General features: G+C 70.3%; 17 protein-coding genes. 10 read left to right on the forward strand and 7 right to left on the reverse strand.

All coding sequences use genetic code 11. The annotated features are described in order from the left end of the window. Nucleotides 1–121 precede the first annotated feature (121 nt). On the reverse strand, nt 122–514 hold the full coding sequence (locus ASC65_RS02620; protein ID WP_056449237.1) for a YidH family protein: 393 nt from the start codon (nt 512–514) through the stop codon (nt 122–124). A gap of 211 nt (nt 515–725) precedes the next feature. Between ASC65_RS02620 and ASC65_RS02625 the strand changes: the two genes are divergently transcribed. From ASC65_RS02625 to ASC65_RS02635, 3 genes are all read left to right on the forward strand, one after another. Continuing rightward, entirely contained in the window at nt 726–1097 is a 372-nt protein-coding gene (locus tag ASC65_RS02625; protein ID WP_056449238.1) for a BlaI/MecI/CopY family transcriptional regulator, read from the forward strand. Further along, nucleotides 1097–2770: a M56 family metallopeptidase gene (locus tag ASC65_RS02630; RefSeq protein ID WP_056449239.1), complete on the forward strand. Its 1674-nt coding sequence runs from the start codon at nt 1097–1099 to the stop codon at nt 2768–2770. The genes ASC65_RS02625 and ASC65_RS02630 overlap by 1 nt, the downstream gene beginning before the upstream one ends. 105 nt (nt 2771–2875) lie before the next feature. Beyond that, a complete protein-coding gene (locus tag ASC65_RS02635) occupies nt 2876–3295 on the forward strand; it encodes a hypothetical protein (protein ID WP_156459531.1) in 420 nt (139 codons plus the stop codon). 25 nt (nt 3296–3320) lie between these two features. On the opposite strand, the gene ileS is transcribed toward ASC65_RS02635, so the two are convergent. The 4 genes from ileS to ASC65_RS02655 all read right to left on the reverse strand — a co-directional run bounded on the left by ileS (nt 3321) and on the right by ASC65_RS02655 (nt 8706). Beyond that, a complete protein-coding gene (gene ileS, locus ASC65_RS02640) occupies nt 3321–6236 on the reverse strand; it encodes an isoleucine--tRNA ligase (protein ID WP_056449245.1) in 2916 nt (971 codons plus the stop codon). A gap of 123 nt (nt 6237–6359) precedes the next feature. Next, complete coding sequence (locus tag ASC65_RS02645) at nt 6360–7331, reverse strand: bifunctional riboflavin kinase/FAD synthetase (RefSeq protein ID WP_056449248.1); 972 nt, start codon at nt 7329–7331, stop codon at nt 6360–6362. 13 nt (nt 7332–7344) lie between these two features. Next, nucleotides 7345–7806 (reverse strand): MaoC family dehydratase, encoded by a 462-nt coding sequence (locus ASC65_RS02650; RefSeq protein WP_056449251.1) that lies wholly within the window; start codon nt 7804–7806, stop codon nt 7345–7347. A 30-nt stretch (nt 7807–7836) separates the two neighbouring features. Beyond that, complete coding sequence (locus ASC65_RS02655) at nt 7837–8706, reverse strand: TIGR01459 family HAD-type hydrolase (protein WP_056449254.1); 870 nt, start codon at nt 8704–8706, stop codon at nt 7837–7839. A 355-nt stretch (nt 8707–9061) separates the two neighbouring features. On the opposite strand from ASC65_RS02655, the gene ASC65_RS02660 reads away from it, so the two are divergent. The 7 genes from ASC65_RS02660 (at nt 9062) to ASC65_RS02690 (ending at nt 15077) form a co-directional block, all read left to right on the forward strand. Beyond that, nucleotides 9062–9451 (forward strand): VOC family protein, encoded by a 390-nt coding sequence (locus ASC65_RS02660; protein ID WP_056449259.1) that lies wholly within the window; start codon nt 9062–9064, stop codon nt 9449–9451. A gap of 83 nt (nt 9452–9534) precedes the next feature. Further along, on the forward strand, nt 9535–9858 hold the full coding sequence (locus ASC65_RS02665) for a TonB family protein (RefSeq protein ID WP_056449262.1): 324 nt from the start codon (nt 9535–9537) through the stop codon (nt 9856–9858). Between the two features lie 89 nt (nt 9859–9947). Next, entirely contained in the window at nt 9948–10499 is a 552-nt protein-coding gene (locus ASC65_RS02670) for a hypothetical protein (protein ID WP_056449264.1), read from the forward strand. 18 nt (nt 10500–10517) lie between these two features. Beyond that, nucleotides 10518–11528, forward strand: coding sequence for a hypothetical protein (locus ASC65_RS02675; protein WP_200939777.1), 1011 nt, complete (start codon nt 10518–10520; stop codon nt 11526–11528). Between the two features lie 5 nt (nt 11529–11533). After that, on the forward strand, nt 11534–12883 hold the full coding sequence (locus tag ASC65_RS02680) for a Dyp-type peroxidase (RefSeq protein WP_056449272.1): 1350 nt from the start codon (nt 11534–11536) through the stop codon (nt 12881–12883). Beyond that, a complete protein-coding gene (locus tag ASC65_RS02685; RefSeq protein WP_056449265.1) occupies nt 12880–14268 on the forward strand; it encodes a dihydrolipoyl dehydrogenase family protein in 1389 nt (462 codons plus the stop codon). The genes ASC65_RS02680 and ASC65_RS02685 overlap by 4 nt, the downstream gene beginning before the upstream one ends. After that, entirely contained in the window at nt 14265–15077 is an 813-nt protein-coding gene (locus ASC65_RS02690) for a transporter (protein WP_056449266.1), read from the forward strand. Before ASC65_RS02685 ends, ASC65_RS02690 begins: the two co-directional genes overlap by 4 nt. Before the next feature lie 101 nt (nt 15078–15178). Here ASC65_RS02690 and ASC65_RS02695 read toward each other — a convergent pair whose 3' ends face one another. Both ASC65_RS02695 and ASC65_RS17310 read right to left on the reverse strand, forming a co-directional pair. Next, a complete protein-coding gene (locus tag ASC65_RS02695; RefSeq protein ID WP_082525847.1) occupies nt 15179–15886 on the reverse strand; it encodes an energy transducer TonB in 708 nt (235 codons plus the stop codon). 127 nt (nt 15887–16013) lie between these two features. Further along, on the reverse strand, nt 16014–16334 hold a 321-nt coding region (locus ASC65_RS17310), incomplete at its 5' end, for a hypothetical protein (RefSeq protein ID WP_162245655.1).

Consider the following 16334-nt stretch of genomic DNA (forward strand, 5'->3'; position numbering starts at 1 on the left):
CAGCCCGGTAGCTCGTCAGGCTCATAACCTGAAGGTCGCAGGTTCAAATCCTGCTCCCGCACCCAAACTCAACAAAAGCCCCGCTCGGTAACAACCCGCGGGGCTTTTTGCTGGGCGGCGGTCAGACGACCCGGGTGGCGATGCCGATGAACAGGGCCACGCCGGCGGCCGTCATGATCAAGCCCATGATCAGGCTCGGCCGGCCGAGGCGGAATTCCTCGGTGCGCTGAAGGTCCTTCAGGGTGGCCCAGAAGCTGAGCACGCCCAGAACCATGGCCAACGTCCCGGCGCCGGCCAGGAACAGGCCGACCCGCTGCGGGCTCTCCGGATGCTCCTTGATGGTCGTCATGCCCTCGAGGAATTTGTAGATCGTGAAGCTGAAGCTGAGCATCGACAGCGAGGTGCGCACCCAGGCCATCAGGGTGCGGTCGGCGGCCATGACGGTGCGTAGCGTGCCGAGGTCCTCGGGCCGCATCCGGCGATGGTGGCTGTCGTGCGGGTCGTCGGTCGTCATGGTCTGCTCCCGAAGTGACGGGCCGACGCCAGGGCCGGGCTCGTCGACAATCATCCTCCCGCCCGCCGCGACAATCAGGGCATTCCCCCATGCGCCCGCTCTCCGCGCCCGGAGGCCGCCTTACCGCGAGTTCATCCGTCCGCCGCAATCTCGACTTTATCCGCTACAAATGTAGCGCTACATATGTAGTGACGGCAGCGGAGGGAGAGCCATGATCGAGTCCTTGCCCCGGCGCGAGCGCGAGGTGTTCGAAACGCTCTGCAGGCTCGAGGCCGGCACGACCAGCGCGGTGCGCGCAGGCCTGGCCGACACGCTGAGCGACTCCGCTGTGCGCACCCTGCTGACCCGGCTGGAGGCCAAGGGCCTTGTCGGGCGAGCGACAGGGGAGGAGGGGGTGGTGTACCGCCCCCTGCCGCGCCCGGAGGCCCTGGCCACCGGCGCCATGCGGCGGATGGTGGACACCTTCTTCGCCGGCTCGGCGGCCCAGGCCGCGACGGCTCTGCTGGGCCTGACGCGCAAGCTCGACGCCGAAGAGATCGCCGCCCTGGAACGGGCCATCGACCAAGCCAAGGAGCGCGGCTAATGATCGGCGCCCTGTTTCTCGAACTGCTGGTCAAGTCGAGCCTGATCGCCGGGTCGGGCCTGGCCCTGGCCGCCGTGATCGGCTTCCGTCCCGCCGCCGATCGCGTTGACGCTCTGCGCGCCGCGGTCTGCCTGCTGTTGTTGCTGCCGCTGGTCGTGCTGCTGGCGCCGGCCATCGAGTTGGCTCTGCTGCCTGCGGAGGCTCCGATCGCGGCCGTCGAGGCGGCGCCGGCCTGGGCCGGGTCGGTGGGTCCAGTGGCCGGAGTGGCCCTGAGCGGCTCGGTGCGCGCGCCCTCAGCCGTCGAGGCGGCCGGCCTGTTCTACGGACTGGTCGCCTTGGCCATTCTGGCCCGGTTCGGGCTCGGGATCTGGACCCTGCGCCGGTGGACACGATCCGGCCGCGAGGTCACCGAGCCGGTCTGGACGGCGGCGCTGCAGCGCCTCGCGCGCGGTTGTCGCCCGCGCCTGATCGCGGCCCCTGAGGTCGCCGGCCCCCTGGCCTGGGGCCTTCCGCCCGGCGTGGTGCTGATCAGCGCCGAATGCCTGAAGCGACCGGAAGCCGCCTCGGCGGTGCTGGCCCACGAACTGGCCCATGTGCGCCGCGGCGACTGGCTGTTTCTGGCCCTGTCGCGAGTGGTCGTGGCCCTGTTCTGGTTCAACCCGCTGGTCTGGGCCCTGCACCGGACCCTGGTCGCCCGCACCGAAGACGCCGCTGACGCCGCCGCCCTGGCCGAGGTCGATCGCCAGACCTACGCCCGCGCCCTCGTCGGCCTGGCCGCCGACCCAAACTCGTCCGCCGCCGTCGCCATGACCGGCGACGCCCAGTCCCTGTCCAAGAGGATCGAACGCATCATGAAGAGCTCCCGTCCCCTGCCGCCGCGGCCGCTGGCCATGGCTCTGGCCATCGCCGCCATGGCCGCGATCGCCACGCCGCTGGCCGCTGTCGAGATCGTGCGGCAGGAGCCGCCGCCGCCGCCGCCTGCGGCGCCCTTGCCCCCGGAAGCGCCGGAGGCTCCGCTCCCGCCGGAGCCGATCGAGGCCAGCGAACTGCCCGCGCCGCCGGCCCCGCCGGCCGCTCCCGAGGCCCCGCCGGCGCCGCCTGCGCCCCCGGCGCCCCCCGCCGCCTATGTGACCGGCGAGACCCGGTACTTCTACTCGAGCGAGGATCGCGAGGAGATCCGGCGCGCCCGGGAAGAGGCGCGGGTGGCCCGAGAGCAGGCCCGTGTCGGTCGCGAGGAAGCCCGCGCCATAGCGATCCAGGCCCGCGCCGAGGCCGCGGAGGTTCGCGCCCAAGCCGCCGTGACTCGCGAACAGGTCCGTCTGTCGCGTGACGCGACGCGCGTCCATGTCGCCGCCGCGCGTGTGGAGGCCGACCGCGCGCGGGCCCAGGCCGAGGTCGCTCGGGAGAGCGCCCGTCGTGAAATGGCCAACGCGCGCGTCCAGATGCGCGCCGGCGCTGACCAAATGCACGATGGGGCCCGCCAGATGCGTGAGGAATCGGCCCGCCTGCGCGACCCGGCCTACCGCGCCCGCCAGATCGAAGAGAGCCGTCGACGCGGCCAGACCGTGACGGACGCCGAGCTTCAGGCCCTGTCGCCCAAGCTGGCGACACAGGCCGACGAGCTGGACCGCCAGGCTGAGCGGCTGCGTGCGCGGGCCGACGAAGAGGCGTGAGGCCGACTGTCTGAAAGGCCGGACCCGGTTCGCGCTGGACGCGAGCCGGGCTTGCCGTCCTCCCGCGGACCGTGCCAGCTTGGCCGGACCTGGAGGGAGGGCATCATGCGGAAAACGGGACTGGCGCTTGTGGCGCTGATGGCGACGGCGGGCTGCGCGACCGAACCGGCGTCGCCGATGGGGTCGGATCTGTTCGCCATGATGGGCGGGGTGAGCCCTGAGGAATCCGACCGCAAGGCGGCCCAATTGAACGGCAGTCCGCTGGGCAGCGAGAAGAACCCGGTGCGGGCCAATATGCCGGCGGGGCAGCGCGAATACCTGTCACGGCTGCGCTGCGCCGATGGCCGGGCGCCGTCGGCCTCGCGGATCGGTTCTATGGGCGCAGGCCCCTACGGCAGCATCGTCGACGCCTATGCGGTGATCTGCGCCGGTTCGAGCCCGGCCGAGAGCACCGTCTACATGGACATGTACCACCCGGCCCACGTCGAGACGAAGGCCGTGCCCGGGTTCACCATCGTGAACTAGGCGCGGCCTTCATCAAGGACGCAGGTCAGGCGCGGGACGCGTCCCAGGCGCGGACCGCGTCGGCGTCCCGGGCGCTGAGCTCGGGATAGGCCGGATCCGAGCCGACGTCCGGCACGCGCCGCCAGGAGCGGGCGCATTTCGGATGGTCGGCGAGGCGGACCTCGACGGTCACCGCATCGCCGCCCACGACCAGTTCGGCGCCCGAGGTGCGGAACACTTCGGCGGCGTCCAGGCCGTCGAACGGCGCGAAGGCGTCGGCCGGGCCGGTGACCACGGGCCAGGCGTCGAGCGCCCCGCCGATGGTCTTTTCGCGACGCGCAGCTTCCAGGGCCTCGTTGACGATTTCCAGAACCGTCTGAACCCCGGCCCAGCGTTCGGCCTCGGCCGGATTACGCCAGGCATCGGCGGTGTCCGGGATCACTCGGGCGCAGTTGGTCCCGGCGTCCGGGAAGCGTGTGGTCCAGGCCTCTTCCATGGTGAAGGGGGTCAGCGGCGCCAGCCAGGCGGTCAGGCGCATGAACACCTCGTCCATCACCGTGCGCGCGGCGCGGCGGCGGGTGGCGTCAGGCCGGTCGCAGTACAGGCTGTCCTTGCGGACGTCGAAATAGAGGGCCGACAGGTCGTTGGAGCAGAACTCCAGCACCGGGCGGACGACGTCCTGGAAGCGGTAGTCGCGGTAGGCCTCGCGCACCTGGCCGTCCAACTCGTGCAGGCGGTGCAGGACGAAGGCCTCCAGCGGCGGCATCTGGTCGAGCGGCAGCCGCTCTTCCTCGGTGAAGCCGTCCAAGGCGCCGAGCAGGTAGCGCACCGTGTTGCGCAGCTTGCGATAGGCGTCGACCGTGGTCTGCAGGATCTGTTTCCCGATCCGTTGGTCCTCGGCGTAGTCCACCAGGGCGACCCAGAGGCGCAGGATGTCCGCGCCCGACTCCTTGATGACGACGGCCGGGTCCGTGGTGTTGCCCTTGGATTTGGACATCTTCTCCCCGTTCTCATCCTGGGTGAACCCATGGGTGAGGACGGCGTCATAGGGGGCGCGGCCGCGGGTGCCGGAGCCTTCGAGCAGGTTGGACTGGAACCAGCCGCGGTGCTGGTCCGAGCCTTCCAGGTAGAGGTCGGCCGGCCAGTGCGACGGGCGGTCGCCGACATAGCCGTGGGCCGGGTCGCGCGGTTCGAGGGTGAAGGCGTGAGTGCAGCCGGAGTCGAACCAGACGTCGAGGATGTCCTCGATCTTCTCGAAGCGCGAGGCCTCGTGGGCGCCCAGGAAGTCGGCGTCCGGACGGGTGAACCAGGCGTCCGCGCCGCCCTCGGCGATGGCGGCCGTGATGCGGGCGTCGACGTCGGCGTCGACCAGCGGCTGGCCGGTTTGCTTGTCCACGAACATGGCCAGGGGCGTGCCCCAGGCGCGCTGGCGGCTGATCAGCCAGTCCGGGCGCGTCTCGACCATCGAGCGGATGCGGTTCTTGCCCGCCGCCGGGTGGAAGGCGGTGGCGTCGATGCCGGCCAGGGCCCGCTCGCGCAGGGTGCCGTCGTCCTCCAGCGGCGCATCCATGCGGATGAACCACTGCGGCGTGTTGCGGAAGATGACGGGCGCCTTGGAGCGCCAGCTGTGCGGATAGGAGTGCTCCATCCGGCCGCGGGCCAGGAGGTTGCCGGCCTCGATCAGCTTCTCGACCACGGCGCCGTTGGCCGCGCCGAACTTGCCGGTCTTCTTGCCCTCGGTCTCGATGACCTTGAGGCCCGCGAACAGGGGCACGTGGTCGTAGTAGGCGCCGTCGGGGTCGACGGTGTCCGGCACCTCGTGGTGGCCGTGAGCCTTCCAGACCTCGAAGTCGTCCGCGCCGTGGCCGGGGGCCGTGTGCACGAAGCCGGTGCCGGCGTCGTCGGTGACATGGTCGCCGGCCAGCAGGGGCACGGAGAACCCGTAGCCGGGCGACAGGGCGGCCAGCGGGTGGGCGCACTCCAGGCCCGACGGGTTCAAGTCGTCGAGGCGGGTCCAGGTCGCGATCTTGGCGGCCTTGAAGACCTCCTCGGCCAGCTTGTCGGCCAGGATCAGCCGATCGCCCGGCTTGGCCCAGGGCTCGAACTCGAGCCCGGTCTCCATGGCTGTGACCTCATAGAGGCCGTAGGCGATCTCGGGGCCGTAGCTGATCGCCCGGTTGGCCGGGATGGTCCACGGGGTGGTGGTCCAGATCACGACCGAAGGGGTCGAGTTGCGGAACGACAGCAACTCGTCCGGATGGTCGTCGGTGGCCCCGGTGACCGGGAATTTGACCCAGACCGTCGGGCTGACGTGGTCGTGGTATTCGATCTCGGCGTCGGCCAGGGCGGTGCGCTCGACCGGCGACCACATCACCGGCTTGGAGCCGCGGTACAGCTGACCCGAGTTCTTGAACTTGTGGAACTCACCGACGATCGCCGCCTCGGTCGTGAAGTCCATGGTGGCGTAGCGCTGGTCCCAGTCGCCGACGACGCCCAAGCGCTTGAACTGGGCCTTCTGCACCTCGATCCAGCCGGCGGCGTATTCGCGGCAGGCCTGGCGGAACTCGGCCTTGGAGACCTCGTCCTTGCGGCGACCCTTGGCGCGGTACTGCTCCTCGATCTTCCACTCGATCGGCAGGCCGTGGCAGTCCCAGCCGGGGACGTAGTCGACGTCGTAGCCGAGCAGGAAGCGCGAGCGGACCACGAAGTCCTTCAGCGTCTTGTTCAGGGCGTGGCCGATGTGGATGTCGCCGTTGGCGTAGGGCGGGCCGTCGTGGAGGACGTAGAGCGGGGCCTTCTGCGCCTGGCGGGTGGCGCGCAGGGTCGCATAGAGGTCACCCCACTGATCCAGGATCAGGGGTTCCTTCTGGGGCAGGCCGCCGCGCATGGGGAAGGGCGTCTCCGGCAGGAAGACGGTTTCGCGATAGTCGCGGCCAGAAGGGGTGTCGGAGGCGTCAGCCATGAAGTGGTGTCTCGTCGTGTGTGATCGTTCGCGTGTGTTTCGAGTTCCCGGCGAGCACGGGGCCTGAGGCCCTGCGGCGCTACGCCGGGCGGCTAATCGAAATCAGGCGAAATACGCGGACGGTCATGGCGCCATCGGTCTAGCAGGCGCTTCCGCCTCGCGCCACAGCGTAAGCGCCTCGCGGGCGGCCGCGGCGTCGGCGTCGATCTGGACCTTGAGGGCGTCCAGATCGTCGAAATTGAGCTCGCCGCGCAGGAAGGCGATCAGCTCGGTCTCCAGCGTCTGGCCGTAGAGGTCTTCGTCGAAGTCGAACAGCCAGACCTCGAGCAGGGGTTCTTCGAGGGCGTACATCGGGCGGAGCCCGAGGTTGGCGACGCCGTCGAAGCTGCGGCCGTCCGGCAGGCGCACGCGTACTGCGTAGACCCCGAAGGCCGGGCGCATATAGCCGCCGAGGCCGATGTTGGCTGTCGGCACGCCGATGGTGCGGCCGCGTTTGTCGCCGTGGATCACCTCGCCGGCGATGGCGAAGGGCCGGCCCAGGATGGCGGCGGCGCGGGCCATGTCGCCGGCGTGCAGGGCCTCACGCACGGCCGAGGAGGACAGCTTCAGCCCGTCCGGATCGTCGACGCGATCGCAGACGGTGACGCCGAAGCCGAGGTCCTCGCCATGGCGGCGCAGGCCTTCGGGCGAGCCGGTGCGGCCTTTGCCGTAGGTGAAGTCGAAGCCGACGGCGGCGTGGCGGACGCCCAGGCCTTCGGCCAGCACCGTCCGGGCGAAGGTCGCGTCCGACATGGCGGCCATCTCGCCGTCGAAGGGCAGCAGGTAGAGCCGGTCGACGCCGAGCGGGGCCAGGGCGCGGGCCATCTGGGCCCGGCTCATCAGGCGGAAGGGGGCGGCGTCGGGCTGGAACCAGCGGCGCGGGTGCGGGTCGAAGCTGACCACGGCGAGCGGGGCGCCGAGGGCCGAGGCGGCCTCGCGGGCGCGGGCGATCACGGCCTGGTGGCCGCGGTGGACCCCGTCGAAGGCGCCGATGGCGACCGCCGCGCCCTTCAGACCGTCGGGGAGGCCGCGCCAGTCGGTGACGATTTCGACCAAGTCAGGCCTGCTTTCAGCCCTTGGCGGGGCGACGGCGGCGCGGCACGCGGACGACGGCGACGCCATCCATGATCAGCTTGCCGTCGACGAAGCCCTCGCAGTTCAGCTCGACGCGGGCGCTTTCCTGGTCGACCGAGATCACCGAGATGCGGACCACCACGTCGTCGCCGATGCGGACCGGCAGGTGGAAGCCCAGGGTCTGGGAGATGTAGATCGCGCCGGCGCCCGGCAGGATGGTGCCGACCACGGCCGAGCCGAAGGAGGCCGACAGCAGGCCGTGGGCGATGCGCCCGCGGTAGGCGGTCTTGGAGGCGAAGGCCTCGTCCAGGTGCACCGGATTGAAGTCGTCCGAGGCCTCGGCGAAGAGGCGAATGCGCTCCTCCGTGACATGGATGACCTTTTCGGCGGCCATGCCGACGTGCAGCTCCTCAAGGATGTAGCCGCCGGAGGGGTGAGTGGAGACGAGTTCGACCATGAGCGCGGGCTTAGCCTGATTTGCGTACCGTCACCACGCCAGATCGAGCATGGCGTAGCGGGCGTAGGTGGTTTCGGCGTGCAGGAGCGTGGCGGCCCGCTCGGGATCAAGCTTGCCGTTCTCACCCCGGGCGGCGTCGCCGTGGATGCCCTGGGCGATGAACAGGCAGTCGAGCGCCTGCTTGTCGGCGCCGAGCACGTCGGTGATGACGCCGTCGCCGATGCAGAGCACCCGCGCCCGGTTGACCGGGCCGCCCAGCCGGTCGGCGGCCTCCTTCAGGGCCAGGTCGTAGATCGGGGCGAATGGCTTGCCCGCCATGGTCACCCGACCGCCGAGGCTCTCGTACAACTCGGCCAGCGAGCCGGCGCAGTAGATCAGCCGGTCGCCGCGCTGCACCACCCGGTCCGGGTTGGCGCAGATCATCTCGAGGTCGCGGGCGGCGGCCTCGGTCAGGCGTTCGCGATAGTCCTCCGGGGTCTCGACCTCGTCGTCATAGGGGCCGGTCACCGAGATGAAGGCGGCGTCCGCGGCGCCCGCGGCGATGGTCAGGCCGAGACCGTCGTACAGCGGCGCGTCGCGATCGGGGCCGATCAGCCAGGCCGGGCCGGGGGCGCGGCGGGCCAGTTCGGCGCGGGTGGCGTCGCCCGAGGTGACCACGGCCTTCCAGCTTTCGCGCGGCACGCCGAGGGCGTCCATCTGGTGCACCACGCCGGGCGCGGGCCGCGGCGAGTTGGAGATCAGGATGACGTGGCCGCCTTCGCGGTTGAACCGCGCGAGGGCCTCGCAGGCCTCGGGCCAGCTCTCGCGCCCGTTATGGATCACGCCCCACACATCGCAGAGCAGGATGTCGTAGTCGCCGGCGATGGCGCCGAGACCGGTCAGGGCATGGGGAAGGCTCATGTCCCGGCTGATAGCCGGTTCGGGCCGAGGGGTGAAGGCGGCGGGGTGAAAGTGTCTGGATGGTAGTGCCATCGCGAAAAACGCCGGGCTGCCATCGCGATACATTCGGGTCAGCGACGATCGTTGCGTTGGGCGCGCCGAAAGGCGGTTTTCGAGGGTGGCTTCAGATAGCGATTTCAAAGACCAGGCCGAGCGGCGGCAGGGTTCGTCGGCGCTCACCGGGGAGTCTAACACGGCCGGGCAGGGTGCTACCTTGGAGGGCCTTCGAGAGCCGCGCTGTTCGCCGCCGAGGGTGCGGGATGGTACGGTCAGGCTCGTGATGGGGCGCCACTCTTTGGTCGCCGCAGGAGGCCCGATGACCGTCCCGCCCCTCCTCGCCGCCGAGCCTCAGCTGTTCGTGACCGATCTGGCGCGGGCGCGGGCCTTCTACGAGGATCAACTAGGCCTCAGTCTGGCTTTCGCTTACGGGGAGCCTGCGTTCTATGCGCAGGTCGTGCGGGACGGGGCGCGACTGAACTTGCGGCTAGTCGAAGGGCCGGTTTCCGATGCGGCCTTTCTTGCCCGCCATCCGGAGCCTCTGACCGCGACCGTGACGCTGAACGACGCCGAGCCCCTGTTCTGCGAATACGAGGCGCGGGGCGTGGCGTTTCACGCGCCGGTGCGGACGGAGGCGTGGGGCGCGCGGACCTTCATGGTCAGGGATCCCGACGGCAATCTGCTGCTGTTCGCCGGGCAGGGCGGGTAAGAAACCGGTTGCAGGCAAGAAGTTAAGAGCTGCGCCGCAACGGAAATCTTACCCAGTCATTAACGGAGCCAGATGAGGTTCCAATGTTCGCGTTAGTAGCCGCCGCCGTCCTTCTGCTGGACCAGACACCGAAGCAGAAGGCTGTATTCACGCCGCCCCCGCCGCCGGCTTCCGCGCCGGCACCTGCGCGCCGCGAGCCCTCGGCGCCGGTGGTTCTGTCCAGCGTCGCCGTCACCCTCGAATGCACTGCCCGCGCCAGCGGCCGGGTCGAGAACTGCCGGGTGTTGGACGAGACCCACCCGGGTCTCGGCTTCGGCGACGCGGCCATCGCCTTGATGCGCGACGCCCAGGTCGAGCCCGGCCCGCGCGATGTGCAGTTCGCCCGAACGATCCAGTTCATGCCCTAGGGCGCCGCGCCCAGAGGGGCAGGGTTTCACCTCAGTGACGACGCCCATCCGCGGAGGGATGGTCGCGCCTTCATGACGGAGGCTGTGACATGGCGGCGACCGCGGACTTCCTGACGCCAGCGGCGTTGGCGATCCCGAAGGAGGGCTATTACGACCGGGTCGACGGCCCTTACGGCCCGATCTGGCCTAAGACCCCCGCCAACTACGGCTTCAGCATCATCGCCAGGGTCAAGCCGGGGCGGGCCGAGACGATCCGCGCCTACGGCCCCAAGATCCAGGCGGCGCTGGAGGGGGATCCCCACATCCTGGCGCCCTTGAAGCTGCATTACCTGCGCTGGGTCCTGTTCGATGACGACACCCGATTCATGTACCAGGGCATCTTCGACACCGACTTCGACAAATACACCGAAGACGCGGTCAAATTGTTCAAGATGCTGGGCGTCGACACCATCTTCGAGCAGCTCGAAGGCTTCCCGGAAGACTGGAAGACCAACCCCGCCGCCTTCATCAGATTCGTGCGCGAGCACCACTGCCCGAGCTTCATGGAGTACGGCGAGTACCCCTATGTGTCCGCCGACGAGATCAAGAAGGCGTTGCGCCTGAAGGCGTCGCTGACCACCGCCCTGGACCAACTTCAGTAGCCCCGACAGGAGGCCCTGATGAGCGAGCCCGGCCGCACCTACAACCAGGATCACGTGCCCCGCCCGGTCACGCCGGGACGCCGCCGGGTCAGCGTCTACATTTCCTGGACCTATCCGGGCGAGGCGAACCGCAACATCACCGAGATGGATAACCGCTTCTCGACCATGACCGAGGTGCGTCGCGTCTTCTGGCCGGCCTATGAGGAGCCGCGCTTCGCCGATCCGCTGCAGTTCCAACAGGGCATCGGGGGGGCATTGGAGCTGTTCTTCTGGGCCTGGGTGCCGTTTCAACGGGCGATGACCGCGGCGACCGGCCATCCCGTGCCGGTGTTTCAGCGCATCGACCAGGCCGGCTTCCGTGTGCCGCTGGACGAGCGGGTGCTGGGCGATTGCGACACCCTGTTCGTCTTCGGGCTGGACCACAACGTCACCGGCCAGGTCCCGTCGGCCGAGGAGATCGCGGCGCTCAAGGCCTTCCTGGCCCGCGAAGGCAGTTGCCTGGTCATCGGCCCCCACCACGACGTTGGAGCCGAGGCCGACCGCGAGCGCCGCGCCATGGAGTTCGCCCACCACGGCGACGGCCTGGTGCCGCGCGAGCAGCGCTTCGGCCAGTTCGCCCTGGCCCTGCTCCACGCGCTCGACATCCCCGTCGAGAACCGCCACGGCCTGCGCCCGGCGATCAACCCCGCCACCGGCAAGATCGCGCCCCTAACGGTCGACCGGGCGGCTGACACGAAGGGCTGGCTGGAGGGGGTGACCAGCTTCAACTTCCACATGCATCTGCCGCACTACGCACTGACCCGCGACGACGGCACGGCGGTGGTGCTGGCGCGCCAGCCGGTCGACCTGGACCGTCCGCATCCTTTCACGGCGGCGGGGGCGACCGAGTTCAACACCCTGGTATGGGCCCCGCCGAGAGGCGACCGGAAGGGGGACGTCCTGGTCTGCGACTCGACCGTCTTCAGCACCCTGTTCGGCGGCGACGAGAGCCTGGAGCGGTTCTGGCGGAACATCGCCACGGCGGCGTGACGGTGATGAGCGACGCCGTCCCAGCGCTGGAGCTCGACGACATCCAGAGCGGCGTGCTGCGCCCGCGCCCGTCGCCCTACGCCGCCACCTACATCCTGCTGCGCATCGACGACCGGAAGGATGGCCGTGAGTGCCTGCGTCGCCTCGGCTCGGTGGTCACGGCCTGCCGATCGGCCGCACCGGTCGAGCGGGAGGCGTCGGTCAGCGTCGCCCTGACCTATGAGGGGCTGAAGGCGCTGGGCGTGCCGCAGGCGTCGCTGGACAGCTTCACCTGGGAGTTCCGGCAGGGCATGAGGGCCCGCGCCACGGCGCTCGGCGACATCGGCGAGAGCGCGCCGGAAACGTGGGAAGCGCCGTTCGGGACCGGGCAGGTTCATGTGGTGCTCGTCGGCCTGGCGCCGGATCCGGCAAGGCTGGAGGCCGCGGTCGAACGGGCGCGCGCCGCCTTCGCGGATCTGTCCGGCGTGGTCCCTGTCTGGCGGCAGGACTGCTACGCCCCGCCGGACCACAAGGAGCCGTTCGGCTTCCGCGACGGGATCAGCCATCCGGCCATCGAGGGCAGCGGCATTCCGGGCGACAATCCCTTTGATCCGCCGCTCAAGGCCGGGGAGCTCGTTCTCGGCTATCGCGATGAAATCGGCGCCCTGCCGCCCGCGCCGGTCCCGGAGGCGCTCGGGCGCAACGGGACCTATGTGGTGTTCCGCAAGCTGCACCAGAAGGTCGCCGACTTCCGCCGCTATCTGCGCGACAACGCCGCCGATCCGGCGGATGAGGAGCTGGTCGCCGCCAAGATGATGGGCCGTTGGCGCAGCGGCGCGCCGCTGGCCCTGTGTCCCCTGCAGGATGATCCGGAGCTGGGCGCTGATCCGGCGCGCCACAACGCCTTCATGTTCCGGGCCGAGGACGCGACCGGATACAGGACCCCGCCTGGTTCGCATGTGCGGCGCTGCAACCCGCGCGACGCCGATGTGGCCGGCGTCGTTCGCCTGCACCGTATGATCCGCCGCGGCACTGCCTACGGGCCGCCTCTGCCCGAAGGCGTTCTGGAGGATGACGGCGCGGAGCGCGGCCTGATGTTCGCTTTCGTCGGATCGCACCTGAAGCGCCAGTTCGAGTTCGTGCAGTCCGAGTGGGTCAACGGAGGCGAGTTCCTCGGGCTCGGCGACGCGCGCGACCCGGTCACGGGCAGCAATGTCGGAGGCGACGCGACCTTCTCCTTCCCGCGCCGTCCGCTGCCCCGGAAGCTGCGCAACCTGGCCAGCTTCGTCGTGACCCGCGGCGGCGAGTACGCCTTCATGCCCAGCCTCAGCGCCCTGCGCTGGCTGTCCGAACTGACCGATGAGGCGTCCCGATGAGCATCCTGTCCAGTGATGTGCTGGTGATCGGCGCCGGACCGGCGGGCGTGATCGCGGCGGCGCGGGCGGGCGATCTGGGGGCTCGCACGACCCTGGTGACCTCCGGGGCGTTCGGCGGCATGGCGGCGACCGACGGCCCGGCGCCGGTGCGCACCCTGGCTCATGCCGCACGACTGATGCGCGAGGCCCGTCAGCTGGAGCGCTACGGCGTGACGGTCAGCCCGCCCCGCCTCGACTATCCGCGCCTGCTGGCCCGCGTCGACGCGGTGGTGGAGGAGGTGGCGCGCTCCTCCCTGCTGCGCCGACAGATCGAGGAGGCCGGGGTCGCCGTCCATGCCGAGATCGGGCCGGTGCATTTCGTCGACGCGCATACGGTGGAGACAGCGACGGGACAGCGTTTCGAGGCCGACAAGATCATCCTCTGCGTCGGCGGCGTCAGTCGACGTCTGCCGATCCCCGGCTTCGAGCTGACCGCGACCCACAGCGACGCCTGGGCTCTCACCGCGGTCCCCGAGACCCTGATCGTCGTCGGCTCGGGCGCGACCGGCGCCCAGGTCGCGTCGGTGTTCAACGCCTTCGGCGCCGAGGTGCAGCTGTTCGAGGCCGGCGATCGCATCGTGCCGACCGAAGAGCCTGAGGTCTCCGCCTGCGTGGCCGACGCCTTCCGGGCCTCCGGCATCGTCGTGCACGAGGCTTTCGGCGCAATTCAGTCGTTCGAGCCCGCCCCGGGCGGGGTGCGCATGACCTGGACCAAGGACGGGGCGCGCCGGGAGGCTGTGGCGGCGGTGGTGGTCATCGCCGTCGGCTGGGTCGCGGACACGGCGGCGATGCATCTCGACAGGGCGGGCGTCGGGGTGGATGCCCGCGGATTCGTCCAGGTCGACGAGGCTCAACAAACAACCGCACCGCATGTCTTCGCCGCCGGCGACGTCACCGGCCGCCTGATGCTCGCGCCCCAGGCCCAGCAAGGCGGCTTCGTCGCAGCCACCAACGCGGTCACCGGCTCGCGCGAGTCCGCCGCCAGGGCGGTCAATCCGCTGGGCAGCTTCACCGACCCCGAATACGCCCAGGTCGGCCTCGGCGAGGTCGCGGCCCGGCAGGCCCATGACGTCGAGGTGGTAGCCATCGGCTTTGACGTGACCGTTCGAGCCATCATCGACGGGCGCACGACGGGTCTCTGCAAGCTGATCGTCGACCGCGCCGATCATCGCGTCCTCGGGTGCCATATCGTCGGCGAGCGGGCGGTCGAACTGGCCCAGATCGCAGCGGTGGTCATCGAGGCGGGGATGACGGTCGAAGCCTTGGCCCAGCTGCCGATCTCGTTCCCGACCTATGCGGGCATCCTGGGGCGTGCGGCGGCGGCCGCCGTCCTCAAGCTCCGGTGAGCGTCGGGCGCAACGCCCTCGGCGGCCTCGCCTCGCTTGTGGTCGCCCTGTTCGCGGCCGCCGCGCCGCGCGCCCAGGACGATGGGCCCCGCGTCTATCAACTGGCGCCCGAGGGCGCCCAGACCGTCACCGTCTTCTGGGTCGTGAAACGGGGCGACGAAACGCCGGAGCCCGGCTCCTTCATCCCGGGCGCCGAGATCGACACGGACGTCGTCGTGTTCCGCTACGCCCGGACCCTCGACCTCGGTGGTCGGGCCTTCACCCCCTTCGCCATCTTGCCGGTCGGGCGGGTGAGGGCGACCGATGCTCCGGAAAGTTCCGGGCTGGGCGACGCCCAGCTCGGAGCCACCCTGGGCCTCGTCGGCGCACCGGCCCTGTCCCGGGAGGCTTACGCGGCGTTCGAAGCGCGTTTCGGGGTGAGCGTGCTGGCGCGGGTGTTTCTCCCGACGGGGGCCTATGACGCGGCGACGCCGGTGAACCTGGGCTCGAACCGCGCGGCCTTCCAGCTCGGCCTTCCGACCTATCTCGCGTCAGGAACCTCGTTCCGCGATCCGGCGCTGACCTCGCTGGAGGTGCTGCCGACCCTGACCTTCTACCAGGACAACGACCAGCCCTTCGGGGGCGGTCACAGCGCGAAGGACCCGCTGTTCACCGTCGAGGCGCACCTGACCCGAAACTTCGGCGCGCGGACCTGGGCCTCGGCGGATCTGTTGTATCGCAACGGCGGCAAGACGCGGACCGAGGGCGGAGTCGACGCTGGTCGGCCGGCGGCAGCGTCGCCTTTCCCTTCCTTGAGCGGACTTCGCTGATCCTGACCTACCAGCACGTCATCGAGCGCCGGGACGACGGCCCTGACGGCTGGTTCTTCCGCACGGCCCTGGCGGCGCCGTTCTAGCCGCCGCCCGACGCTCTACCGGCGCCGAGCGGAGGGCGGCAGCGACGCCTCGGCGGCGGCGATGTCTTCCGCGATCGCTTCGAGGCCGGCCTCGGCGGCGTTCAGGCTGGCGCTGCAGTAGGCTTCACCGCGAGGATCGGCTTCGCTGCTGTCCTTGCCTCTCCCGTAGCCCCTGAAAAGCACCTGATCGAACACCGGCAGCGGCGCTCCTTGGTCCACCGTGACCAGGGCCAGCCCGGCCTCCAGATGCGTTCGCTGCGGCTCGGGCAGGTAGGAGGCGCACGTCCCCGAGATGAAGCCGAGACGATCAAATGCGGTGAGCACACGCTGCAGTTCGGGCGAGGTGTGGGCCCCGCTCTGCGCCTGCATTTCGATCTCGGTCTTGAACCGCACCGTGAAGGTGGCCGTGTCCTGGACGGCGACGCCGTCCTGGGTCGGCGGGTGGAAGCGGAAGTCCGGGCTGGCGCCCAGTACCATCGCGCCAAGACCCAGATTTTCGGGGACCTCCTCTTCAACCGCGCAGTCCCTGGCGGCGCCCGAGACCGTGATCACGCAGGTGACCTTGACGTGCCCTTCGCCGCCCTCGAACTCCAGGGCCGCGGGTGCGTCGAGCTGCGGCGTCTGCGCCCAGCTGGCCCCGACGCGGCCCGGCGTTTGGCCGCTCTCCTGCGGCGAGGACTGAACCGCTAGGGCGGCAAGCAAGAGCAACGGCGACATACGCATCCCCCACGGAAACTGCGTCCCCGTTCTACAGTGACGCTTGGGGGCGAGCCAGAGGGTTCGCCGGCCCCGGGGGGCGCCTGCGCTGGGCGCAGGGGCGGGGCCGGCCCCGAAGGACCGGCCTCCTGGATCAGAACACCCAGTCGTGCCCGTCGCGGACGGGGACCAAGCCGTCGTGGTCCAGCGTCCACGTCCAGGCGTCGTGGTGCGCCATCCGGGCCTCCAAGCCGAGGAACAGCCTGTCGGTCAGGCCCAGCGGCAGGTCGTCGAAGCCGTCGAAGGCCTTGTCGGCGCCGAGGCCCGGCAGGACCTGAGGGCCGTCGTCGCTGAGCGCCGGCAGGACGAAAGCGTCCCCGTCCTTGGCGGCGGCGTCCGCGCTCAGCAGAGGGCTGACCTCCGGACCGCCCTTGCCCTCGGCCTCGCCGATCGAGGCCGCCACCGGCGGATAGCT

This window comes from Brevundimonas sp. Root1279 (assembly GCF_001425945.1).
In the GTDB taxonomy this organism is placed as follows: Bacteria; Pseudomonadota; Alphaproteobacteria; order Caulobacterales; family Caulobacteraceae; genus Brevundimonas.

Bases quoted from the DNA above. Each gene is read 5' to 3' on its own strand.
- ASC65_RS02620 (WP_056449237.1), bottom strand. From the start codon at position 514: ATGACGACCGACGACCCGCACGACAGCCACCATCGCCGGATGCGGCCC.
- ASC65_RS02625 (WP_056449238.1), top strand. From the start codon at position 726: ATGATCGAGTCCTTGCCCCGGCGCGAGCGCGAGGTGTTCGAAACGCTC.
- ASC65_RS02630 (WP_056449239.1), top strand. From the start codon at position 1,097: ATGATCGGCGCCCTGTTTCTCGAACTGCTGGTCAAGTCGAGCCTGATC.
- ASC65_RS02635 (WP_156459531.1), top strand. From the start codon at position 2,876: ATGCGGAAAACGGGACTGGCGCTTGTGGCGCTGATGGCGACGGCGGGC.
- ileS (WP_056449245.1), bottom strand. From the start codon at position 6,236: ATGGCTGACGCCTCCGACACCCCTTCTGGCCGCGACTATCGCGAAACC.
- ASC65_RS02650 (WP_056449251.1), bottom strand. From the start codon at position 7,806: ATGGTCGAACTCGTCTCCACTCACCCCTCCGGCGGCTACATCCTTGAG.
- ASC65_RS02655 (WP_056449254.1), bottom strand. From the start codon at position 8,706: ATGAGCCTTCCCCATGCCCTGACCGGTCTCGGCGCCATCGCCGGCGAC.
- ASC65_RS02660 (WP_056449259.1), top strand. From the start codon at position 9,062: ATGACCGTCCCGCCCCTCCTCGCCGCCGAGCCTCAGCTGTTCGTGACC.
- ASC65_RS02665 (WP_056449262.1), top strand. From the start codon at position 9,535: ATGTTCGCGTTAGTAGCCGCCGCCGTCCTTCTGCTGGACCAGACACCG.
- ASC65_RS02670 (WP_056449264.1), top strand. From the start codon at position 9,948: ATGGCGGCGACCGCGGACTTCCTGACGCCAGCGGCGTTGGCGATCCCG.
- ASC65_RS02675 (WP_200939777.1), top strand. From the start codon at position 10,518: ATGAGCGAGCCCGGCCGCACCTACAACCAGGATCACGTGCCCCGCCCG.
- ASC65_RS02680 (WP_056449272.1), top strand. From the start codon at position 11,534: ATGAGCGACGCCGTCCCAGCGCTGGAGCTCGACGACATCCAGAGCGGC.
- ASC65_RS02685 (WP_056449265.1), top strand. From the start codon at position 12,880: ATGAGCATCCTGTCCAGTGATGTGCTGGTGATCGGCGCCGGACCGGCG.
- ASC65_RS02695 (WP_082525847.1), bottom strand. From the start codon at position 15,886: ATGCGTATGTCGCCGTTGCTCTTGCTTGCCGCCCTAGCGGTTCAGTCC.